Here is a 22,175-nt window from a genome sequence, read left to right on the forward strand (position 1 = left end):
ATAAATATACACTTCGATTACATAAAAAAACAGCTTTATCATAGAAGCTGTTTTTACACATGATATGAGGAAATTCAAATACTAAATAGAAATTATGAGTACTTTTTACGTGTCAAGATCATTCTTCCACACTGTCTCTCCAATTGACAGTACATCATCCTGCCATAGATTGAACTGGTAGTAATACCCTTTATCGACCAGATGCGTGACTTTGAGTCTCGGTGTTGTATTAAAGTAGCGCAGGTAATGTCTCTCTAAATACTTTTCGATTTCCCTGTACATCAATTGTCTCAGCCCCTTCTCGACTGAACATATCAGTTTTTATGATGGATTATCTTTTCATTTCCAATTTAGCAAATAATCACTTTTAACTATTATTTTACACTATAATTAATGTTTAATGCTCGTCATTTAAGACTGATTGAATATCTCTGAACATCATATAATTTGAAATTTCCAGTGAAATAGGTTACTTTTTAACTGAGCTTATTCCATTATGACGAAGGAGATGAACATCTTGAATATCAGTACGATTATCGAGTACTTAAAAGAGAAACAGTGGAACAGCACAGATATCACTTACGTTGTACTTTATATGATTATTGCGAGCCTTTTAACAACACCTATCTTCGGAATACCTATCGGCCTTGCTTGTTTCCTGTATCTGAATGACAAAGAGAACCTTAAAGCGTTCCAGCGTGACTATGACCGTAAATAAAAAGACTGCTTCGGCAGTCTTTTTTATTTATGAATAAACATTATAAGACTTCAGTTCGAACATCCAGTCCACCGGCATGTCTACAAGTCTGTCTGCTGTCAGGTCTTCTATTCTGATTGTATGTTGCCCTTTTACGATGAAAGGATAGCGGTTGCTGTTCAAGCCATAGGTTATTTCAATCGAATCATAACGGTTCTTCTTCAAATGTTCGTGACAAATTTCAATAACTTTCTTTAGTTCCTGCTCCTGCAGATGATAGTACAATTCATACTGAAAATCATAGCGGTTTTCTTCTGCCTTCCATTGGTACGCTGATACTTCAGTGCCATATTCTTTTAAAGCTTCAGGTAACTTACTTTTAGCACCTATATATAAATAATGTGTCATAATACCTCCTATAAAAAAACAGCCTCACAGAGAGACTGTTTCCGCTTAGTTTTTGTAAGTATCGTTGTAGAAATAACGTTCATTCTTTTTAGGGTCTTCGCCGTATTTATTCGGCCCCGGCTTGCCGTCCATTACTGTAAAGACGAAGAAGACAATTGCCATAATAATCAAGATCAAACCGCAGATAATCAAAATAATAAGTGGTGTAGATTCTGCTCCACCCATTGCAAATAAAAATACTAATGTAATAATCAAGCCAATACCAAAAACAATTCCTCCTACATTAGGTAACAGTGCCCACCAACCGTTAATATTAATATCCTGTAATCTTCTTGCCAGTACTGTGAATCCTGGAATCAGAATAATCAGTGACCAGATGCCATTGACGATATCTGACGGCTTAGTGAATGAAACATTCGTCATCTGGTCATTTGCCATAAAATCTGTACTGAATCCCATCGCACTATCTACAAAGGAAAAGATAATACTTAAAGCAATGGCTATTAATCCATTAAATAACTGTGGTACCCAGTATTCTTTTCTTCTTGCTCGTCCACGCATCTTGAAGGCGTTCTGCCAGAATCTTTTATAAGCTTCCATCCATGTCATCTTAAATCTCTCCTTTATAAAAATAACGTTCTTTTTTCTTCGGATCTTCTCCGTATTTGTTCGGTCTTGGATTGCCATCCATAACATTGAAGACAAAGAATACAATGGACATCACGGCAAGCATGACCCCTATAATTGTACTTGTCGTTAATGCTGCAGTAAGTCGCTCAGGCTGACTCAGATAGTCTACAACACCTGGTATTATCAAGATAGCGATCATTGAACCTAGCGCTATATACCATCCGAATATCGGAAGAACTGCCCACCAGCCATTGATGTTGATGTCCTGCAGTCTCCTTGCAGTCACTGTAAATGACGGAATAAGAATAACGATTAGCCAGATCAAACTACCGTAGTCAATAATGGCTTCTTCGTCCATGCGTATTGAAAACTTAGTTGTAGCGCCACCTATAGTAAAAATGAGTTCGATGACTCGACTGATTACAGTATTCAGCAGCTGTGGAATCCAAAACTCTTTTCGTCTCGCGCGTCCTTTCATTTTGAAAGCATTCTGCCAGAATCTCTTATAAGCTTCTATCCATGTCACGTCTCTATCCCTCCTTTTTTTCATCATATCATACTTAAATTTCCAGTTATCTTAAAGTTTTCTTAAAAATCCTCTAAAAAAGCTACTGAATATTCAAGATTACCAGCTTTTATTTCTTAGTTCTTTTTTGCATCTCTCTGAACTGTCGGTCCAGTAAGCCATCAGGTTCTTCAACAAATTTCATCGTTAACGGCATAATAAATATAATGATGCCTAGAAGAAAGATTAATACAATAATAAAGCCCATAAAACCGATTTCATACAAGTTAGCAATCAACATGAAGATAAATTCTATAAAGAGCAGCAATCCATAAGACAGTGCTATTCTTTTACTCGACATATAATAAGTCTTTCCACAGTCCGGACAATGTACTTCATTATTGAAGGTGATCCGCCAAATCATTTTGGACTTGTCTTTAAACGTAAAATGGTGTCCGCAATTCTGACAGTTTTGCATATAGATTCTCCTTTGTGTTTTTGATTCAATTATAGCATATATGGATATTTTTTACTTTTTACAGATATCTATAGCAGTTCTCTGTGTAACTTTGGATGTGTATATTGTGATAAAATGAACATATTATAAAGAAAAACATCATGAACCAGTATATTGCCTTATTATTTAACAAAAACACCGGATAACTTCTGTATCGTCGGCGCAAAATCAATGGGTAACATCGTGATGAGTCTTGAGCAGTAATCAAGTTCATTTTATATAGACGTTATGGCGTATATTCCTTAAATACGCGCCAAAATGTTTTTTATTTATGGCAAACAAAAAAAGCACGAGAGTCTCGTGCTTACTTCTTATAATGGTGACGCGTATAGAACTTCCCCTCAATCCCCATCTGCTTATAATACTTCGCCATCTGTCTCGCATTATGATGCGCCCACATCACATCGGTTGCATACTGATGTCTACCGGGATCGACTGGATTGAAACGCATTGAATAGAGTGTGTATTGATTATCTCTGGACAGATACTCTTCAGCAATAAACTCTGCACCACCTTTAATCGCTTTTTCTGGTGTATCCCATCCATGCTGCTGCGCATACTTCGCCCCTTCTGCTACAGCATTATAATCAAAAGCACCGACACCGAAGAAATTATAATAAGTCTTTCCTTGTGGATCTAACTGGCCTTTATCATTCACTTTCAGTCCTTTTGCCAGTTCACTGACACCTTTACTCGTCTCTAGCTGTGCATGACTGATCAAATATATCTCATTTAAATCAGATTCATGCGCGGCATCACGAAATACTGCCCCCTGCCCTTCAAGTATGCCTTTTCCTCTGAGCAGTTCATCCAGCTTACCTGCACTGATACCCTGCGGCTTACGCAAGTTTAAGAACTGATACTTCTGTTCCGAGTGATGATAGAAAGGTTCAGGATGTAAGTACCGATTAATCTGAGAACGATCCGCTTTTGACCATTTCACCCCATCAGAAGCTACAGCATCCGTATGCATCTGCCGCGCCAGAGCCTGGTTATAAGTATAATCAACCACAACATGCTGATCCTTGAATTTCTCTTCCTGTGCTGCCTTCGACATCAGATAGATCAGATAGATTGCAAGTGCAACGAGCAGTAAAATACAAACTAATATCAATTTATTACGCATTTCGAGTTTTTTTATCGAAGTCCTGTTAGTCGCCAAATTTAACCTCCTGCATTCAGTCTTTCTTCTCATACCCAAAAAAGACCACAAAAAAAACCGAACCAGAGAAGGTTCGGTTATTTAGTTATTTAATGTACGTCTAAGTCTACTTTAATCGATTTAACTTGATCAAAATTGTGAGAATCGAATGAAGTACCGCCTAATCCTAGGAATACAGCAAGTACTGATACAGATAAAATACTTTTAACAAAATTTCTTTTCATTTAAAACACTCCTTAGTTTTTAAGATTATAATCTTTTAATTCTTTTTCATACAGTTCAATCTGAACTGTATTATTTTTTAATTTCGAAAGCCCATATCCTACTTTGCATAATTCTCTATCTTTAAATGAGATGACACCTAGTTCTTGTTTCGCTCCACAAGCAACATAAATTAGATTATCAAGTAAAAATAGAATATTATGTCTAATACATATATTGATTCCTTCATTCGCCATTTCTAAAGCATCTTCATAGCTTTCCTCACTTATTAATAATGCAGAGTATTGATAATATATTTTAGCAGCTACTTCATTAAATAAATTATTCTCATTAATAATACTGCGCGCTATCCTAATTCTATTTTCAGCCTTTTCATTGTCTTTTAACTTTTTATAAAAGATTGAAAGTGAGCTGTTTATACTTGCCTCAAGTTCATAATCCTGATGTTTAATTGGGTTATCCAATAACTCTTCCAGCACTTTTATGGCGATTTCTAAATCCGGTTTCGTATAGCCCGCGCATACTGCTTTGACCCATGTCAGATAGCGATGCTCATATTCTGTCAGGATGGTCTGCAGCTGTGCATCGACGAATACTTCAAGTGTTTCAAATTCTTTTGATTCCAGATAATCTTCACATATTTTCTTGCCGCGTATCGTATTGTTGACAGGTTCAACGCCAAAGAAATAATCCATACTGACGTTTAGTCGACGCGCTATTTGATAGAGTGTTTCTGAACTCGGCATAATTTCATTTTTTTCAATTCTACTGACCTGACTTTGTGTACAGATATTTTTAGCAAGATCGGCTTGTGTCATTTTGAGTTCTTTTCTGCGACCGAGAACTTTATCTCCGATCTTTGATGCCAAGCTCATCATCCTTTCTTGTATTATTAATTCAAATATAACATTTGCATATTATGCATGCAATATGTAATATTCAGAAAATTAAATTTTCACATAAAAAAACTCTCTCAGATGAGAGAGTTCTATTTTTACAGGATTGCAAGGCCGCTTGTTTTAATATCTTTAGCAAAGCCTTTCACTGTATCTACTGATAATTCGTTGATATCGCGGCCGATGTTTGGTAATTTCTTCACGACGTCGCCAGGACAAGTGATGATGTCACAGCCGATTTCGTCTGCCTGAATGACATTGTAGAGTTCGCGGCAGCTTGCCCAAAGCAGTTTAACGCCTTCTTTACTGTAACACACTTCAACCGCTTCTTTCATGAGCGGCATTGGATCTACACCTGTGTCAGCGATTCGGCCAGCGAATACTGATACATAGGTTGGTACGCCTTCTTTTACAGCATCCACGATTTCTTTGACTTGTTCAATCGTATAAACCGCAGTGACATTTAACTGCACATTTTCAGCTGATAATTCTTTGATTAATGAAATCAATGATTCGCCTTGTGTATTCACTACAGGAATTTTAACGAAAACATTCTTGCCGTAGTTCATCAGAATTTCTGCTTCTTTACGCATTGTTTCGATATCGTCTGCGAATACTTCGAATGAGATAGATGCATCCGGGATTGCTTTCACTGCATCTTCAGCAAACTGTTTGTAGTCTTTGATACCTGCTTTTGCCATTAATGATGGATTAGTCGTGAAACCATCTACTTCTTTGTTGTTGTAAGCTGATTTCATCTGTTCAATATCTGCACCATCTGCAAATACTTCTACATTTAAGTCTCTCATCTTCATTTCCTCCTAGCGCTTTAGTCAACCTCACTATAAAGCTTCTAAAATACAAATACAAGCAAGATGCTATATGCTAAAATAACCCTATACTAATTATTTAGAGGAGCATTTTATGAAGCATTCACGTCGCTATTTTATCATATCTGTTGTCCTGGTCATTCTGAGCATGCTGCTCAGCGTGAAGAATCCCCTGCTTAGTCAGATTTTCGGTTCTGTAACTTCAATTATCCTGTTTTCCGGTCTGGTCAATGCCATCATATTAATCATCAGTGTCATCATGCTCGACCGTTATATGAAACAGCCTGATGAAGAATTTCAGTTAGCCGCTAAGATCTGGCAGTTCGTTATTCTGGCCGTCATTATCTATCATTTGATCAGTGGTATGCTGCTGTTCGGTATTATTTAAGATTGTACATATGTACAATCTTTTTCTAATGGAGGTTTATCATGAAATATTTATATGTAGCTCTATTCGCATTTGTCGGAGCTACTCTTCGCTACAGTCTTACTCTTTTAGCGGGCGACATTTCTTATATTGGGACACTTGCTGTTAATCTAGCAGGTTCATTTTTCCTGGCTTTCTTAGCCAGTTACCCATTCAAAGATCAGAATTTGAAGATAGGGGTTACCTCTGGTATGCTGGGCAGTTTTACAACGTTTTCTACATTCAGTGCAGATAGCATTCACTTGCTAGAAGCCCAGCCAACAGCAGGTATTGTTTATATCACTATCACAATGGCGGGCGGTCTCTTTTTGAGCTATACCGGTCTGAAATCAGGGAGGTCCGTATTTTGCTGATGGTAGGTCTAGGTGCAATGCTCGGCGCCATCATTCGTGTCTACTTAAGCCAGTTCAACGGCCAGTTTCCATGGGTAACGTTAGGTATCAATATCACCGGCTCATTGATACTGGGACTGATTTCTCATTTTGATTCTGTCTATCTCTTTATCGGTACCGGAATGATGGGTGGACTCACGACATTTTCAACATTTGCACTGGAAAGTATTCAGCTTTTTGAAAATGATCGAACCAAGTCTCTGCTTTATGTTTTGCTGTCTATCATCTTGCCCATCCTTGGTTATCTGACAGGAATGTTAATATTGTAAATTTTATTTAATATTTTCTAAATTCAAATGAATATTTCCCGGAAATTTATTATGATAATAAAGTAAATTATTATTTAATAGGAGGATTCATTTGTGAAGAAAATCAGCTTGTTCCTTGCCTTTATCCTGATTCTTTCTCTCTTTGTTTCAGGACAGAACGTATCTGCAGCTGTAACACCAACGACAGAAGCACCATCAACTGAAATAGCAACAACTGAAGTACCGACTACTGAAGTACCATCAACTGAAGCTGTGTCGACAGAAGCAGTATCCACAGAAGCACCAACGACTGAAATTCCGTCGACAGAAGCGCCGACTACTGAAGTTGCAACAACTGAAACAGTATCAACAGAAGCTCCAACAACTGAAATCCCTACAACTGAAGTGGCGACTACTGAAGCACCCGCTCAGGTAACATTTGTTCCTGATACAACAACTGAAAAAGAAGTGACTATCCTGCATACCAATGACATTCATGGTCGTCTGGATGCAGAACCAGGACGCGTTATCGGAATGGCGAAAGTAAAAACTGTCAAAGAGCAGGAACAACCGACTTTAATGCTTGATTCAGGAGATGCCTTCCAAGGGCTTCCGCTTTCAAACTATTCTAAAGGCGAAGATATGGCTAAAGCGATGAACGCTGTTGGTTACGATGCAATGACAGTCGGTAACCATGAATTTGATTTTGGGTTTGAACAAGCGATGCATTACAAAGACTTACTGAATTTCCCTATTATCAGTTCTAATATCTATAAAGACGGCAAATCTGTCTATGCGCCTTCTACAATCGTAGAAAAAGATGGTATCAAGTTTGGTATCATCGGTGTTACGACGCCTGAAACAGCAACTAAAACACATCCAAATAACATTGTAGGCGTGACGTTCCTCGATCCTCTTGCATCTGTTACAGCAGAGATGGAAAAGTTAAAAGGTCAAGTTGATTCATTCATCATTCTGAGTCATTTAGGGATTGATACAGCAACTAAAGAAATCTGGAGAAGCAGTTATTTAGCAGACCAGTTAGCAGCGAACAAATCATTCCAGAATGATTCTATCGTTTTACTCGATGGTCATTCTCACTCAGTCATTGAGCACGGTATGGTCAATGGCAATACATTACTCGCTCAGACGGGTACAGCACTTGCTAACATCGGTAAAGTGACTTACACACTTGACGGCTCTAAACTAGAAGCGAAAATGATCACAGAAGCAGAAACAGCGAATCTAGTAGGTGACGCTGAAATCAACGCAATCGTTAATGATGCAAAAACTAAATTCAATACATTAACGTCTGAAGTGGTCTTCCGCAATCCAGTGACACTTCAAGGTGAGCGTGAATATGTGCGTACAATGGAAACAAACTTAGGAAATGCCATTGCTGACGCGATGGAAAAATATGCACAGACTGGTTTCGCAGCAAGAGGTGATTTCGCAGTCACAAATGGTGGCGGTATCCGTGCAAGCATCGAAGGTAACAAAGACGTGACGATGGGCGACATCATCAAAGTGCTGCCTTTCGGTAACCGTATCAGTCAGATTCAAGTATCAGGTCAAAATGTTCAAGCGATGTTCGAACATGCATTAAGCGCAACTGTCGTTGAGAAAAACGGTAAAACAGGCCTGGATGCAAATGGTGGATTCCTCCAAGTGTCTGAATCAGTACGCGTACACTTCGATTTATCTAAACCAGCAGGTGAACGTGTTTATGGTATTGAAATCTACGATCCTGCACTGAAACAATTCGTTCCACTTGATATGAACAAAATTTATAACGTGACAACGAACGACTTCACAGCAGCGGGCGGAGATGGTTATACTATGCTCGGCGGTGCACGTGAAGAAGGTCCTTCACTTGATGTTGTATTTGCTAATTACTTAAAAACAGCTGATATGACTAAATACGAAACAACTGAACCTATCCGTATCATGCCAGGAGACGCAGCAAGCTATGTACCTCCAGTTGTTTCAACTGAAGAACCGGCTACTACTGAAGAACCGGCTACTACTGAGGAACCGGCTACTACTGAGGAACCGGCTACTACTGAAGAGCCGGCTACTACTGAAGAGCCGGCTACTACTGAAGAACCAGCTACTACTGAAGAGCCAGCTACTACTGAAGAGCCAGCTACTACTGAAGAGCCAGCTACTACTGAAGAGCCAGCTACTACTGAAGAGCCAGCTACTACTGAAGAGCCAGCTACTACTGAAGAGCCGGCTACTACTGAAGTACCATCAATTGAAACACCAACTAAAGAAGTTCAGCAGCCAGCAGCTGTAATGACAACTTCTACTCCATCACCAGCAGCCCACACTAAAGAAGTGACTTCTACAGAAAAAGAAGAAGGACTTCCAACAACAGGTGAACACCAAGGTGCCCCAATCGCCGCTGGTGGTTCACTCCTTGCAGGTGCTTATATGGTTTACCGTAATCGTAAAGCAGCTTAATCAATAAAAGTGCAGATAAACCCCTGTTTATCTGCACTTTTTTATTTTATTCAAGAATGAAGATATAAATTTCACTATTATGGGTAGAGATTATAAACAAAGTGAAAGGATGATATTCATGGCTGAAGATCAAAAAGAGAAAACATTAAGAGAATTAGATGAACATAAAGAAGAAACAGGTATCAAATATACAGATACACAGGAAAATACAAAAGAAGCGGCGCCTGGTGTCGTTCAAAGTGGTTCAGATAGCATTAAGACAACGCCAAGTGTAAACGGCGACAAATAAAAATATCGAGTATCTCAAGGATACTCGATATTTTTTAGTGTCCGTTATATTCAGCTGGATCCGGTCCGTTGCGGCGGTCTTCATTCAACTGATCCAGTTCATATAAATCTTCTTTTGTCAGCTCGAAATCAAAAATATTTAAATTCTCTTCAATACGGCTTGGTGTCACTGATTTCGGAATAATCACGACATCTTTTTCGATGTTCCAGCGGATGATGATCTGTGCTGGTGATTTACCATGTTTCTCTGCGATATTCATCACGACTTCATTCGTCAGTATTTCACCATTCATCAGTGGAGACCAGGATTCAGCCACAATAAACTTTTCTTTTAGATAGTCACGCAGTTCCTGCTGATTTAAATAAGGTGTGAACTCTATCTGGTTGATGACAGGTTTTACAGATGCTTCTTCAAGCAAGCGGTCTAAGTGCTCGATATTGAAGTTACTGACACCGATATTGCGCACTTTACCGTCATTATATAGTTTCTCTAAGCCTTTCCAGCTGTCGATATAGAGCTGTGTATCCTGACCCGGCCAGTGGAGTAAATAAAGGTCTGCATAATCAAGTCCGAGACGATCAAGTGATGCCTGATAAGCTGTCTGAGATTCTTCATAACCGTAGTCATCCAGCCATAGTTTGGTGGTAATGAATAAATCTGCCCGGCTGATGCCGGCTGCTTCTATTCCTTGACGAATGCCTTCGCCGACTGACTGCTCGTTATCATAGATACGTGCTGTATCGATACTTCTATACCCCGATACAATAGCATGCTTGACTGCTTCTACTAGTTCCTGACCTTCTTCTACGCGGAAAGTACCGAGACCTACTTTCGGCATCGTATTGCCATTATGAAACGTCACTGTTTGTTCCATCTTCCAACACTCCTTCATTCATTAATAATCCTCTATACCCTTTCATGAACCATAATAAAACAAGGCGGTCCTTCTGACCGCCTTGTTTTATGGGTTAAATCGTTCTATTTCATCCAGCATATGTGCCAGTTCTTCGACAGAATACTGGAAGCGACCGTGGAAGACATATTTCTCAAAGAATGTTTCTAACTCGTCTTCACCGACGATGACTTTAACATTTTTATCACGGGAATAGTTATCCATCGTGCCAGCGTCATGGCCCTCTTTATTAAAATACATGATAGGCGTTACCGGGTATTGCAGATGCAGTGTTTCCTGCAGCAGCTCTGCACGACGTTTTAAATCTTCGATATTGTGATTCAGTGATTTGAAGTAGACCACATCACGTTCTGCATCACGCTCCATTGCGATGGTCTGTTCGATATATTTATCCAGGTCAAGCAGACTGAATACATGCTCAAACATTGGGTCAACTGAAAACTGTGACTGGTCCACACCATGATAGATATGGCCTTTCCAGTAATGAGACTCTAGTAAATAGACACCTGTACGTGTCATCACAAGATGGGCAAGGCGCTCTGTCCGTTTTAAATCACGGCCAGGCAGAAAGATATTGGCAAGTACATGCATATCTTCCGGACGAATGCGTTCATTGCGCACAAGACGGTCTTTCAGTTGAATCAGCGTGAAGTCCGTCAAATATTCACCGCCATCTTTTGTCAGCAGCTTCAGACTATCAATCTGTGTTGCTTTCTCTGACAGTTTATTGTTCAATTCTTGACGTTCAGCGTCAAAAGCCTCAGCCTGCGCTGCTTTTTCTTTAGCCGCCTGTTCTTCGAGTGAAGTAGTCAGAGACTGACGCTCTGATTCATGGCGTGCTGCCAGTTCTTCCTGGTCACGTTTACGTTTAGAGTTTGCCATCAACCACAGCACAAGGAAAATCAATGCCAGTACAGCAAGCGCAATCAGCCCGTAATGCAGGGGTGTTAATTCAGATAAGTTCATATATCTTCTCCTTCTTTAGTGTCTTACTCATATTATAAAGAAGTTTAGCGGGAACTTCAGTAATTTTCATATATAAATTCATATAGACTTTCGCTTTAAAATTTCTTCTGTTATTTTAAAGTTTAGTTTTACACCAGATGGGTATGGATGATTAACCTCACCTGAGGAAAACTTTATGATAGGAGCCAATTTCATGACAAACTATAAGAAGTTCTTACTGACAGGTGCATTTGCTTCTGCTTTATTACTCGGTGCTTGTGACAGTGCAGAAGAAAATCAAGCAGAAAAAACAGAAGACTCAGCTGAAGAAGTTGAAGATAACACTGAAAACGATTCAGTGGAAGATTCTGCTGAATCTGTAGAAGACGCTGCTGACGAACAGGAATAATTCAAAAGGAGGCTTTCGCCTCCTTTTTTATTTTGAAATGTGATCGACAAAATCATAAAGATGCTGGATATCATCCAGATTATCATTACAGACTTCGCTGTGATGACAGATGTAATCCCCTTTTTTTGTATAAGTGCCGTCAGCGGATGCTTTCGTCTTGTTCAAGAACAATGAAACGTCTGATTCTTTGTTGCAGATTTTGCAGAAACCTTTTACTTTAGTCGGTGAAAGTTCACCGTAGATCCCATGTAGCTGCTCATCCTGGTCTTTATAAATGATGAATTTGCGATGCGCTGAAACATCGTTCCAGCCGATATAGCTGATGAGCTGTGTGTCGATTGTTTCAGGATTCGGCACTTTCAGTTTCTTCACTTTCTTGAATAACCGTTCCATCTCATTCTGCGAAGGCATCTCGAAAGGTTCCACATATTGTTTTAAATGATGCAGCACTTGTTCTGCCTTCGCTTTAGACAACTGTTTATCATCTAGTTTCATAACTTCTTCTTTAACATCGATGTCGTGTACTGAGAAGACTGCCTCTATTTCGTCAAGCAACCGCTCCTGTTCTGCCTTATTCGTTCTAAGATCATTTGTCTTATAAATTCTTAAGAGCTGTCTGACATGGTTCTTTACTTTTATGTAGTCATACACTTTAATCTGATTCATATCAGTTCCTCATTTCACAAAAATAGACAGGAAGCCTGTGCTTCCTGTCTTCATTATACGCTATTATTTTGCTAAAGCAGATTTCAGTGCTTCAACTTTATCGGTCTGTTCCCAAGGTAATTCAATGTCTGTACGACCAAAGTGACCGTAAGCCGCTGTCTGTTTATAGATTGGACGACGGAGGTCAAGCATCTTGATGATACCTGCTGGACGTAAGTCGAATGTGCCGCGGACTGCTTCTACAAGTTCTACTTCAGAATAGTCGCTCGTACCGAATGTATCAACTGAAATTGACACTGGATGTGCCACACCAATCGCATAAGCAAGCTGTACTTCTGCTTTATCTGCAAGACCAGCTGCGACGATGTTCTTCGCTACGTAACGTGCTGCGTAAGCGCCTGAACGGTCAACTTTCGTCGCATCCTTACCAGAGAATGCACCGCCACCGTGACGTGCATAGCCACCATAAGTATCAACAATAATCTTACGGCCTGTTAAACCAGCATCCCCTTGAGGTCCACCGATAACGAAACGGCCAGTCGGGTTGATGAAGTATTTTGTTTCTTCGTCGATTAGATCAGCTGGTACGACAGGTTTGATAACGTGTTCTTTAATATCCGCCTGAATCTGCTCAAGCTCGATTTTCTCGTGGTGCTGAGAAGAAATAACGATTGTATCCACACGTTTTGGTTTGTTGTTCTCATCATACTCAACAGTCACCTGCGTTTTACCGTCCGGACGTAAGTAATCAAGCGTGCCATTCTTACGCACTTCTGTTAAACGACGGGCAAGTTCATGAGATAAAGAAATCGGCAGAGGCATTAAGCTCTCTGTTTCATTGCAGGCGAAACCAAACATTAAACCTTGGTCACCCGCACCGATTGATTCGATGTCTGAATCTGATAAGTCTTCGCGGTCTTCAAGTGCACGGTCAACACCTTGCGCGATATCCGGTGACTGTTCATCGATTGCCGTTAAAACAGCCATTGTCTGATAGTCATAACCAAATTTTGCGCGGGTATAGCCGATTTCCTTAACTGTCTCACGTACGACTTTCGGAATATCGACATAAGTAGACGTCGTGATTTCACCGGCGATAAGTGCCATACCAGTTGTCACTGATGTTTCACATGCCACACGTGCTTTAGGGTCTCCTGTAAGAATAGCGTCTAAGATTGCGTCAGAAATCTGGTCTGCAATTTTATCCGGATGTCCTTCTGTTACTGATTCAGAAGTAAATAATTTACGATCTGCCATAGATAATTTCTCCTTTTATATATGATTACGGTTCAATCCATAGAAAAAAGCCTTTCCCTACAGTTAAGAGAGAAAGGCTCGACAATACAAGTCCATTCACTCTTATCGTTCAGAATAACTCTGCAAACGGTTTGGCACCTTACTTAAAAGGTTGCTGGGCTTCAAAGGGTCCATGTCCCTCCACCACTCTGGATAAGAGAATCCGCAAGTAAGATAATACTAAACTTTGTGTAAACCGTCAACATGTTTAACTTAATTCTTAAAATGAATTATTTTTATGAATTTTCAAACATTAAATATGTGAGATGGCATATAATTTTCATTATGCTATACTTATGAGTGAAAATGCTTACATCAGCATATCAATCAATAAATGGGGGATTATTTTATGAGTGCAAATTACGCGGCAGAAGTCAGACAACTGCTGGAAAAATCGTCTACGTTAAAACAGTTATCACGTACACAGTTGATCAATGAAATCATTCTGAATAACGAAGGCGAATTAACTGAATCAGGTGCTGTGCGTACTGAAACAGGTAAATATACAGGTCGTTCACCAAAAGACCGCTTCATCGTACGTGAGGCTGATACAGAAGATAAAATCGACTGGGGTGCTGTCAATCAGCCGATTGAAGAAGAAGTCTTTTTGAAATTAGTCGATAAAGTGCTGAACTACTTAAACGAAAAAGAAAAAGTATATGTTTTTAACGGCTACGCAGGGGCAAGCAAAGCGTCACAGTTAAAATTACAGGTTATCAATGAACTTGCATGGCACAATATGTTCGCCCGTACCATGTTCATCCGTCCTGAAACAAAAGAAGAAGGACTTGCGATTGATCCGGAATTCACCATCATCTCTGCGCCTCACTTCAAAGCAGATCCTGCAGTAGATGGCACAAAATCAGAAACATTCATCATCACAAGCTTCAAACATAAGATCATCTTGATCGGTGGTACTGAGTATGCCGGCGAAATGAAAAAAGGGATCTTCGGTGTCATGAACTACTACTTACCGGTACAAGGCATCATGAGCATGCACTGTTCAGCGAACGTCGGTGAAAATAAGGATGTCGCGTTATTCTTCGGTTTATCAGGTACAGGTAAAACGACGTTATCTGCAGACCCGCAGCGTAAACTGATTGGTGATGACGAGCACGGCTGGAACGATGAAGGTGTCTTCAACATCGAAGGCGGCTGCTACGCTAAGACAATCGACTTAACACGTGAGAAAGAACCACAGATCTATGATGCAATCCGTTACGGCGCCATCTTAGAGAATGTCAAAGTCGAAGAAGACGGTACACCGGACTACTCTGACAAATCACTGACAGAGAATACACGTGCAGCTTATCCGATTGATAATATCGACAATATCGTCTTACCGTCTTATGCAGGACATGCAAAAACAATCATCTTCTTAACAGCAGATGCATTCGGTGTGCTCCCGCCGATCTCTAAATTAACGAAGGAACAAGCGATGTATCACTTCTTAAGTGGTTTCACTTCTAAACTTGCAGGAACAGAGCGCGGCGTGACAAGCCCGCAGCCTGTCTTCTCAACATGCTTCGGTTCACCGTTCTTACCGCTGCACGCAACTGTCTATGCCAATATGTTAGGTGACCTCATTGATAAGCACGGCGTGAAAGTCTACTTAGTCAACACAGGCTGGACAGGCGGCGAATATGGTGTCGGCAGCCGTATGAACCTTAAATATACGCGTTCCATGATCCGTCGTGCAATCAGCGGTGGCCTTGAAGACGTAGAATATGTACAGGACGATATCTTCGGCTTAAATATTCCTAAATCAGTCCCTGGTGTTCCATCTGAACTGCTGTTACCTCGTAACACATGGGTATCAGACGATGCTTATGATGAAACAGCTACAAAACTTGCGAAGATGTTCCAGGAGAACTTCAAGCAGTTCGAGTCACCAGAAATCGAAGAAAAAGGCGGCTTCAAATACCGCGGATAATATAGATGAACCCCTTTCACTGTAATGGTCAGTGAAAGGGGTTTTTTATAGCAAGACTTCCGAGACCTGGTGCAATTATCTGTTTTTGCACCAGCTTTCTCTGAGACCTGGTGCAATTACTTGTTTTTGCACCAGCTTTCTCTCTCTTTGAATGTCTGAAGTTCTTTTTCGTAATCAATATTTGTCATGGTATATCCTCCTGATGTTTATCGTTATCCTTATTATGTCACTAGTCTTTACGTAGTAAAAAGAATAATGTAGGCCACCTAGAACAATTCATATGAATTCGATATAATGAGTAAGCCGTCTTCACTTCCATAGGCGAGATCTTATGGAAGGAGGTGGACAACTATGGAAATCTTAATTGTTAACATAATTGCGCCATTGTATGTAGGCGTAGCACTTGCGTTGTTTTCTCACTGGTTAGATCAACGTAAGGATTAAGACGGCATACCAGCACCTAAAAACCCCCTAACTGTTCCAGCAGTCAGGGGGTTCGGTGTTTCTATGGAAATCTTAATTGTTAACTACATTATATCTCATTAAATTTTTTTTGTAAAACTAATCAATGACATAGACATACTTCATAGCATGTTTGAAAATCGTCAGTTCCTTACCTTCCTCTGTTTTGATGTAAATCTCATATTTTGCGCCGAATAAATATGTTCCAGTCACAGCTTTGCCATCAAGGAAAACAATCTTGATCTTTTCACCTTTACGATGATAAAAACCAAACTTTCTCTTTGCTTCTTCTTTAATTTCTTCAGACATTGTAATGCTAGAAGACTAAATATAGAATTAGAAAAAGTAGATAATGCACTTGTTATAACTGATGAACAAGCATTAAAAATAGGAGAAAGCATCAATAACCAAAAACCATTAAATGAGAAAATAAATCTAAAAATGATTTTTGATATGGACAATCAAGAAGATGAACAGCCTACTCAAAAAGAAGAAGCTAAAGATAAAGTACTTCAGGACGATATTATCAATCTCTTAAAGCAGCAGTTAAATGATAAAGAGAAGCAAATATCTTTCTTAGAAAATCAAATGAATGTTAAGGATGTACAGATCAATAAGTTAAATGAAACTTTAGACAATCAGCAAAAATTACTACATAATCAGCAAGCATTAGCGTTGGAAAGCAATGATAGAATAAAGGCGCTTGAAGTTAAACTTAAAGAAAATGACAAAAGACAGGATAAAGACGGTAAAGATCAGCTATACGTGGAGACAGAAACTCAAAGATCTGACATGAAAGAGAACAAAGTCGATGATTTCTATAAAGATTTAAGGGAAGACACTCCAAAAGGATTCTTCAGCAAGTTCTTTAAGAGGTAATCCAATGTAACACAATGGTAATTATGTTACATGAAAAACCCCGACACCAAAGGGGTTTCATTTTTGTGACTGAAATAATGTATCATAATGATAATAATATATACATTATACGTATCATATAGGAGGATTTTTGATGAACAGCGTGGAACCGATTCGAGACGTGAAAAAGATCCAGGAGATGAAAGAGGCACTTGCTTATTATGGATCAGAAAGAGATGTTTTTCTGTTTAATCTCGGGATTAATTGCGGACTAAGAGTAAGCGACATGTTAGGTCTAAAGAAAAAAGATATTAAAGACTATACCATCAAGCTCAGAGAGCAAAAGACTCGTAAGCAGAAACAAATCCCCCTTTATCACTTAAAGGAGGATATTGATCGTTATATTCAGTTTTTAGAGGACGAAGATTATCTGTTTAAAAGCAATAAACTCGATTCTGACGGTAATGATAAACCGATTAGTCGTGTACAAGCCTATCGAATACTCAACCATTCAGCAAAATCTATCAGATTAAGTGAAATAGGCACACATTCTATGCGTAAAACATTTGGTTACCACTACTATAAAAAAACGAAAGACGTGGCTTTGTTGATGGATCTATTTAAACATTCCTCTCAATCTGTGACCCTTAGATATATAGGCATTAATCAAGATTTAATAAATGATTCTATCAGTAGTACCATGAATGATATCTATAGATATTAGCGATTTCTATAAACGTTCAAATCATCAAATAGATGAAACATTTGTTTATTTTGATTAAGAATTTGTAATTGAAAGTTTAAAGAAGGATTTTTCAATTTTTCAATATCAAAATTAGTGTTAAATTCATCAGTGATAATAATTTTTTTATTTAGTACCTGATTATATGAAGGAGAGAATTTAATGGTTTTACTATTACTTTTATTACTACTTTGTTTTATTTCCTCTGGATAAGAAATATTTAAATATAAAATCGGCTTATTATTTTTTAAATAAGCATTTGCACTTGAATCTATCACATATTCTATTACATATGATACTTTTTGATTATCATTTAATTTTATATCAAAACTTTTTAATACAAAATGAAGAGGATTAAAAAAATCTTCTTTAGTTTGTACTTGATTACTATTTTCAACTTTTTCGACTTTTATCACTTCTGTAGTAGAATCTTCTGTAATAATATTCTTTTCTTTATCAGACTCACTATGTGTAGAATCTTTATTCACATTACAGCCAGTGGAAAAAAGAAGAATCATAATAAAAACTATAGTTAGTTTATTCATTTATATCCCCGCCATTTTATTGCTTAATTTTATCTGAAAATCCACGATAAGACCAATCACCACTTACATATTTCTTACTTGAAACGAGACCATTGCTATATCTTACAATGTATCCGTTAGTTTTAACCTTTTGACTTCCCACCCGTAAAAGATAACTAGTATAGGGAGGGATGCTATAAGTAACTGTATAGCTTACAGTTGTTGAAGTATTTAAAGACATTTCGGCTGCAATTCCTACACCAGTTTTCATAATTCCAAATTCAGTAGAACTGCTAACAGAAGCAGTGGCTGATTTCGTTCTACTTACATTGTAAGAAACTGTATCAGTAACAGAAGAAGGATTTTTATGTAAATAAGTCCAACCTACTTGAGAATAGGTATTAGTGCTAGAAGGTTCATAATTAGTTCCATTATACGGAATTACTTTTTCGGGCTCGTTCAAATCTGTTGAAGCCTTTGCAGTTCCGTTAAAAATAGGAAATAATAAAGTAGTAGCGACATCAACAACCACTATTTTTTTACTTTTTACCATTTAATAACCCTATTTCAATTTTATTTTATATTTATACAATATATTGATTGTTGAATAAAAGCAAGAAAATTCTGAATTTTTTTATTTGCATATTCTCACTTATCAACTGTATAATTAAGACAAATAAAAAAGACCGGCAAGAATGAAAGAAGCGACCAACTTCTATCAGACCTCATTCTTACGTTACTAGACCTAACGTAATCATGATTTTACCGATCTTTCTTATATTATATCTTATGTAGCAAAAATAATCTTTGCTGTATAAAACTATTATATAGGGAAAATCGAGAAATTTCAATATACATGTATTGCTTTTGTACATACATCGGCAGACGGTTTAGATTACAAAGACAGGTAGCGTAGGATCGCTACCTGTCTTTTTGTTTGCCTCAATTTCATACGGCAGTACATGTTTCGGGTGTTCTTCATGTAAAAAAGGAACGGTGGGCTGGAGCCATTGACCAACAAATTCATCCAGCATGTCTACGGGATTTGTCACTTTGACCGTAGGCATATGCGGTAGTTTGCATGATTCCACTCTTCTACCACTCGTGAGTCACCCAGGCAGTGACGAGCAGATACAAAAAAGACATGGATAGGGTTTGTCAAAATAGTTAGGGAACATAGGGCGTTCAGACGGCTTTACGGTGCATCACAGGCCGTCCGAGAAGTTAGGGACATAATGGACAGCTCAGGCAGAGATAACAAGTGCTATGGCCAGGTGAGAGACCTGGTGCAATTACCATCTTTTATCGTTTTCTACAGCAGTCATCCACTCCTGGACTTTCCTTAAGATTTCCCGTTCATGCGGCGGTGTGAAGACATGTCCTTCTTCTTCGTAGATATGTAATTCATAGGGAACATCCAGCTCCTTGAGCCTTTCTTCAAGTATATAAGCATGTTCAACCCCGACCTGTACATCAGCTGTACCATGAATGATCATAACAGGCGGGCTGTCCGCTCTCACATGCCGATAGCCGTTCCGTCTGTCATATGCATCCGGGTTGACGTCGGGCTTGCCGATCAACCGCTTCATCATACCGCGTAAGTCCGGCCGCTCTTTATACATGTAATAGATATCGCTGACCCCGCCCCATATAATGAACGAAGTGGCGCCGACATCCTGATAGGTGAGAAGCCCCTGGATGCCGCCTCTTGAGAAACCGACTAAGTGTATCGGCAACTCGCCGTACTGACTTCTCAGTTCTCTTACCAACGCGCGCACGTCCTCGAGATCCGCGCCACCGAACTCATCTTTACCCTGGCCTTTTGTGCCGCGGTAATAAGGTCCGATGACCAAGGTCTGATCATTCGCAAACTGCATCAGTCGCACCGGCCTGACCATGCCGACGCCACCCTTACCACCGCGCAGATAGATGACGATGCGTTCAGGTGCCGGATGGACAAGAAGCATCGCCGTCACTTCCAGCTCATCAGATGGATAGGTCACCTCATAGAAGCCGCGGTCAAAATAATCCGCAGCTACTCGTGTTCTGCTGAGCCACATACTATCATCTCCCGTACGATATATTGAATACAGTCATCCTGTAACAGTCGGCTTCGCTCAGATTCCACTACATCATCCAGTGAACCCACAATCACAGGCCCCTCCGTCTCGTGATAATGCCTCTGCTCACTGATGGCGGTGATTTCCGCCTTGAAGACGTCTTTAGTGAAAGAACGCTCGGTCATGACAGTATAGCTCGTGACATATTGGAGAATGCCTGTAGCCCCTGTCTCCTCAAACAGCTCGCGGTGCGCCGCTTCTAAAGACGACTCCCCTTTCTCTCTCTTACCACCCGGGAACTCGATGCCCCGCTCCTTATGCTTCGTCAGCAAAAACTGCTGCCCCATAATCGGAATGATTAAGACATGATGATGTACCGGTTCATCCGTCTTCAGAATCACTGTATTCCCTTCAACATCCTTAAATTCCATCGCCCTACCTCACACTCAGTCTTTTCTTTAGTTTATCATAGTAAGCATGAGAACTGAAAAGTCCATGCAACTGCACTATAATAGATAAAACAACTCTAAAAGGAGCCTGACATGAAACAAATCCTACTCGCCATCATCCGCTTCTACCGCAATTATATCTCACCGATGACCCCGCCGACATGCCGCTTCCATCCGACTTGCTCCCAGTACGGAATGGAAGCCATCGAGACACACGGCGCACTGAAGGGCAGCTACCTGACCACCCTGCGCATCCTGAAATGCCACCCCTTTCATCCAGGCGGCTATGACCCCGTTCCGCCGAAAGAAGAGCATAGACATTAAAAACCACCAATCTCTTCACTGATTGGTGGTTTCAAGTTACTACTGCTCTATTTTACTGATTTCTTTCATTTTTCTAATGTCTAATGATATTTTGTAGGTAGCAAAGCTAAGTAAAATAATGAGAATCAGTATCGTAATACTAACAAAAATATTGGCGGTATTACCGTTATTAAATCCCACTATGGCATTAAATATAAAAATAATGATTTCTAATAAAGTCATAATCATTAACATATTAAGAACACCATTTAAATGCTTCACCCGTGACTCGTAATCAGAGAACATTTCAAATGGTGGCTCCCCTGGTATGTCCTCTTTGCGAAAATAACCCCAGTTGCTAATTGTAGCCACATGTTCTATTCCCATATCTTTCACAAACTCAATAAACTTCTTACGCTCCTGTCCCAGATATACCATCCGTATCGTCTCATGTTCATCGGTTTCTTCAAAAATATATTTACCTAATCTCGCTTTTACAAGTTTATGTCCTGCATTTGCCATTTCATTCAACCAGTCTTCTTCCTTCTGATAGTTATGTACTAAAAACCATTTACGCACTACTTTTGTCATCGACTATCACCTCTTAAGAATTTTTCGCCATTCAGACTTAGTTCTTTCAATCTTGAGATCTCTTGTATCAATACTTCTCGTCCTGCTCTTGTCAGTACATATTCCTTCTTACCTTTCGGTCCGTCTTCACTGACCAGTTCAATCCAATCCTTTTTAATCAATGTATTTAATGCACCATACAAAGTACCTGCCGCCATATTAATGCGATTGTTGGAAAGCACTTTGATGTTCTGGATAATGCCATAACCGTGAAGGGGTTCATCCAATGACAATAAAATATAGTAGATACTTTCTGTTAAAGCTGATTGATTATTCATATCGTCATCCTTTATATC

Annotated in this window: 32 protein-coding genes and 1 riboswitch; of the genes, 12 read left to right on the forward strand and 20 right to left on the reverse strand. The window is 39.3% G+C overall.

The genetic code is table 11. From position 1 onward, the window contains the following. Window positions 1–105: 105 nt before the first annotated feature. Window positions 106–282, reverse strand: coding sequence for a hypothetical protein (locus tag ERX27_RS11345; RefSeq protein WP_165983053.1), 177 nt, complete (start codon window positions 280–282; stop codon window positions 106–108). Window positions 283–517: 235 nt separating this feature from the next. Here ERX27_RS11345 and ERX27_RS02490 point away from each other — a divergent pair, with 235 nt between their 5' ends. Further along, window positions 518–718: a VraH family peptide resistance protein gene (locus ERX27_RS02490; RefSeq protein WP_133431256.1), complete on the forward strand. Its 201-nt coding sequence runs from the start codon at window positions 518–520 to the stop codon at window positions 716–718. Window positions 719–745: 27 nt separating this feature from the next. On the opposite strand, the gene ERX27_RS02495 is transcribed toward ERX27_RS02490, so the two are convergent. The 8 genes from ERX27_RS02495 to ERX27_RS02525 all read right to left on the reverse strand — a co-directional run bounded on the left by ERX27_RS02495 (window position 746) and on the right by ERX27_RS02525 (window position 5,846). Beyond that, window positions 746–1,105: a hypothetical protein gene (locus ERX27_RS02495; RefSeq protein ID WP_133431257.1), complete on the reverse strand. Its 360-nt coding sequence runs from the start codon at window positions 1,103–1,105 to the stop codon at window positions 746–748. A 45-nt stretch (window positions 1,106–1,150) separates the two neighbouring features. Further along, entirely contained in the window at window positions 1,151–1,714 is a 564-nt protein-coding gene (locus ERX27_RS02500) for a DUF805 domain-containing protein (RefSeq protein ID WP_165983054.1), read from the reverse strand. Between the two features lies 1 nt (window position 1,715). Then, window positions 1,716–2,261: a DUF805 domain-containing protein gene (locus ERX27_RS02505; RefSeq protein ID WP_165983055.1), complete on the reverse strand. Its 546-nt coding sequence runs from the start codon at window positions 2,259–2,261 to the stop codon at window positions 1,716–1,718. Window positions 2,262–2,370: 109 nt separating this feature from the next. After that, window positions 2,371–2,718: a TIGR04104 family putative zinc finger protein gene (locus tag ERX27_RS02510; protein WP_133431260.1), complete on the reverse strand. Its 348-nt coding sequence runs from the start codon at window positions 2,716–2,718 to the stop codon at window positions 2,371–2,373. A gap of 343 nt (window positions 2,719–3,061) precedes the next feature. Next, entirely contained in the window at window positions 3,062–3,919 is an 858-nt protein-coding gene (locus ERX27_RS02515; RefSeq protein ID WP_165983056.1) for an N-acetylglucosaminidase, read from the reverse strand. A gap of 89 nt (window positions 3,920–4,008) precedes the next feature. Continuing rightward, on the reverse strand, window positions 4,009–4,143 hold the full coding sequence (locus tag ERX27_RS11580; RefSeq protein ID WP_275416067.1) for a hypothetical protein: 135 nt from the start codon (window positions 4,141–4,143) through the stop codon (window positions 4,009–4,011). Window positions 4,144–4,155: 12 nt separating this feature from the next. Continuing rightward, window positions 4,156–5,010 (reverse strand): helix-turn-helix domain-containing protein, encoded by an 855-nt coding sequence (locus ERX27_RS02520; RefSeq protein ID WP_165983057.1) that lies wholly within the window; start codon window positions 5,008–5,010, stop codon window positions 4,156–4,158. Between the two features lie 125 nt (window positions 5,011–5,135). Next, entirely contained in the window at window positions 5,136–5,846 is a 711-nt protein-coding gene (locus tag ERX27_RS02525; protein WP_133431263.1) for a transaldolase, read from the reverse strand. Window positions 5,847–5,961: 115 nt separating this feature from the next. Here ERX27_RS02525 and ERX27_RS02530 point away from each other — a divergent pair, with 115 nt between their 5' ends. The 5 genes from ERX27_RS02530 (at window position 5,962) to ERX27_RS11350 (ending at window position 9,689) form a co-directional block, all read left to right on the forward strand. Beyond that, window positions 5,962–6,255 (forward strand): hypothetical protein, encoded by a 294-nt coding sequence (locus ERX27_RS02530; RefSeq protein ID WP_133431264.1) that lies wholly within the window; start codon window positions 5,962–5,964, stop codon window positions 6,253–6,255. A 41-nt stretch (window positions 6,256–6,296) separates the two neighbouring features. Continuing rightward, the gene (locus ERX27_RS02535; RefSeq protein WP_133431265.1) at window positions 6,297–6,647 is read left to right on the forward strand and encodes a fluoride efflux transporter FluC; all 351 of its coding nucleotides are present in this window, start codon (window positions 6,297–6,299) and stop codon (window positions 6,645–6,647) included. Continuing rightward, entirely contained in the window at window positions 6,647–6,955 is a 309-nt protein-coding gene (locus ERX27_RS02540; RefSeq protein ID WP_133431296.1) for a fluoride efflux transporter FluC, read from the forward strand. Before ERX27_RS02535 ends, ERX27_RS02540 begins: the two co-directional genes overlap by 1 nt. A gap of 93 nt (window positions 6,956–7,048) precedes the next feature. Next, entirely contained in the window at window positions 7,049–9,400 is a 2,352-nt protein-coding gene (locus ERX27_RS02545; RefSeq protein WP_133431266.1) for a 5'-nucleotidase C-terminal domain-containing protein, read from the forward strand. Window positions 9,401–9,518: 118 nt separating this feature from the next. Beyond that, window positions 9,519–9,689 carry a hypothetical protein gene (locus ERX27_RS11350; protein ID WP_165983058.1) on the forward strand — a complete coding sequence of 57 codons (171 nt, stop codon included), beginning with the start codon at window positions 9,519–9,521 and terminating at the stop codon, window positions 9,687–9,689. Between the two features lie 34 nt (window positions 9,690–9,723). On the opposite strand, the gene ERX27_RS02550 is transcribed toward ERX27_RS11350, so the two are convergent. Next, window positions 9,724–10,563 (reverse strand): aldo/keto reductase, encoded by an 840-nt coding sequence (locus tag ERX27_RS02550; RefSeq protein ID WP_133431267.1) that lies wholly within the window; start codon window positions 10,561–10,563, stop codon window positions 9,724–9,726. Between the two features lie 87 nt (window positions 10,564–10,650). Then, entirely contained in the window at window positions 10,651–11,568 is a 918-nt protein-coding gene (locus ERX27_RS02555; RefSeq protein ID WP_133431268.1) for a nuclease-related domain-containing protein, read from the reverse strand. A gap of 193 nt (window positions 11,569–11,761) precedes the next feature. On the opposite strand from ERX27_RS02555, the gene ERX27_RS02560 reads away from it, so the two are divergent. Continuing rightward, entirely contained in the window at window positions 11,762–11,956 is a 195-nt protein-coding gene (locus ERX27_RS02560; RefSeq protein WP_133431269.1) for a hypothetical protein, read from the forward strand. A 27-nt stretch (window positions 11,957–11,983) separates the two neighbouring features. Here the strand turns inward: ERX27_RS02560 and ERX27_RS02565 are convergent, their stop codons facing one another. Continuing rightward, window positions 11,984–12,622, reverse strand: coding sequence for a FusB/FusC family EF-G-binding protein (locus ERX27_RS02565; protein WP_133431270.1), 639 nt, complete (start codon window positions 12,620–12,622; stop codon window positions 11,984–11,986). Window positions 12,623–12,685: 63 nt separating this feature from the next. Beyond that, window positions 12,686–13,879, reverse strand: a complete 1,194-nt coding sequence (gene metK / locus ERX27_RS02570; protein WP_133431271.1) for a methionine adenosyltransferase — start codon at window positions 13,877–13,879, stop codon at window positions 12,686–12,688. Window positions 13,880–13,978: 99 nt separating this feature from the next. Continuing rightward, window positions 13,979–14,078, reverse strand: a riboswitch (SAM riboswitch). A 189-nt stretch (window positions 14,079–14,267) separates the two neighbouring features. Here metK and pckA point away from each other — a divergent pair. Next, window positions 14,268–15,851 (forward strand): phosphoenolpyruvate carboxykinase (ATP), encoded by a 1,584-nt coding sequence (gene pckA, locus ERX27_RS02575; RefSeq protein WP_133431272.1) that lies wholly within the window; start codon window positions 14,268–14,270, stop codon window positions 15,849–15,851. A 351-nt stretch (window positions 15,852–16,202) separates the two neighbouring features. Then, window positions 16,203–16,295, forward strand: a complete 93-nt coding sequence (locus tag ERX27_RS02580) for a type I toxin-antitoxin system Fst family toxin (RefSeq protein ID WP_133431273.1) — start codon at window positions 16,203–16,205, stop codon at window positions 16,293–16,295. 117 nt (window positions 16,296–16,412) lie between these two features. Here the strand turns inward: ERX27_RS02580 and ERX27_RS11355 are convergent, their stop codons facing one another. Then, window positions 16,413–16,622 (reverse strand): hypothetical protein, encoded by a 210-nt coding sequence (locus ERX27_RS11355; RefSeq protein ID WP_165983059.1) that lies wholly within the window; start codon window positions 16,620–16,622, stop codon window positions 16,413–16,415. 144 nt (window positions 16,623–16,766) lie between these two features. On the opposite strand from ERX27_RS11355, the gene ERX27_RS02585 reads away from it, so the two are divergent. Next, window positions 16,767–17,192, forward strand: a complete 426-nt coding sequence (locus tag ERX27_RS02585) for a DUF536 domain-containing protein (RefSeq protein WP_165983060.1) — start codon at window positions 16,767–16,769, stop codon at window positions 17,190–17,192. A gap of 133 nt (window positions 17,193–17,325) precedes the next feature. Continuing rightward, the gene (locus ERX27_RS02590; RefSeq protein WP_133431275.1) at window positions 17,326–17,895 is read left to right on the forward strand and encodes a tyrosine-type recombinase/integrase; all 570 of its coding nucleotides are present in this window, start codon (window positions 17,326–17,328) and stop codon (window positions 17,893–17,895) included. Here ERX27_RS02590 and ERX27_RS02595 read toward each other — a convergent pair. From ERX27_RS02595 to ERX27_RS02610, 4 genes are all read right to left on the reverse strand, one after another. Then, entirely contained in the window at window positions 17,892–18,458 is a 567-nt protein-coding gene (locus tag ERX27_RS02595) for a hypothetical protein (protein WP_133431276.1), read from the reverse strand. The two genes, ERX27_RS02590 and ERX27_RS02595, sit on opposite strands and share 4 nt — an antisense overlap. 16 nt (window positions 18,459–18,474) lie before the next feature. After that, window positions 18,475–18,990 (reverse strand): hypothetical protein, encoded by a 516-nt coding sequence (locus ERX27_RS02600; RefSeq protein WP_133431277.1) that lies wholly within the window; start codon window positions 18,988–18,990, stop codon window positions 18,475–18,477. Window positions 18,991–19,729: 739 nt separating this feature from the next. After that, window positions 19,730–20,497 (reverse strand): alpha/beta hydrolase family protein, encoded by a 768-nt coding sequence (locus tag ERX27_RS02605; RefSeq protein ID WP_133431278.1) that lies wholly within the window; start codon window positions 20,495–20,497, stop codon window positions 19,730–19,732. After that, on the reverse strand, window positions 20,473–20,928 hold the full coding sequence (locus tag ERX27_RS02610) for an NUDIX domain-containing protein (protein WP_133431279.1): 456 nt from the start codon (window positions 20,926–20,928) through the stop codon (window positions 20,473–20,475). Before ERX27_RS02610 ends, ERX27_RS02605 begins: the two co-directional genes overlap by 25 nt. A 111-nt stretch (window positions 20,929–21,039) precedes the next feature. On the opposite strand from ERX27_RS02610, the gene yidD reads away from it, so the two are divergent. After that, window positions 21,040–21,270: a membrane protein insertion efficiency factor YidD gene (gene yidD / locus ERX27_RS02615; protein ID WP_133431280.1), complete on the forward strand. Its 231-nt coding sequence runs from the start codon at window positions 21,040–21,042 to the stop codon at window positions 21,268–21,270. A gap of 39 nt (window positions 21,271–21,309) precedes the next feature. Here yidD and ERX27_RS02620 read toward each other — a convergent pair whose 3' ends face one another. After that, window positions 21,310–21,840, reverse strand: coding sequence for a DUF2812 domain-containing protein (locus tag ERX27_RS02620; protein WP_133431281.1), 531 nt, complete (start codon window positions 21,838–21,840; stop codon window positions 21,310–21,312). Continuing rightward, the gene (locus ERX27_RS02625; protein WP_133431282.1) at window positions 21,837–22,157 is read right to left on the reverse strand and encodes a PadR family transcriptional regulator; all 321 of its coding nucleotides are present in this window, start codon (window positions 22,155–22,157) and stop codon (window positions 21,837–21,839) included. Before ERX27_RS02625 ends, ERX27_RS02620 begins: the two co-directional genes overlap by 4 nt. Window positions 22,158–22,175: the final 18 nt, after the last annotated feature.

Source organism: Macrococcus brunensis (genome assembly GCF_004359615.1).
Taxonomy (GTDB): Bacteria; Bacillota; Bacilli; order Staphylococcales; family Staphylococcaceae; genus Macrococcus; species Macrococcus brunensis.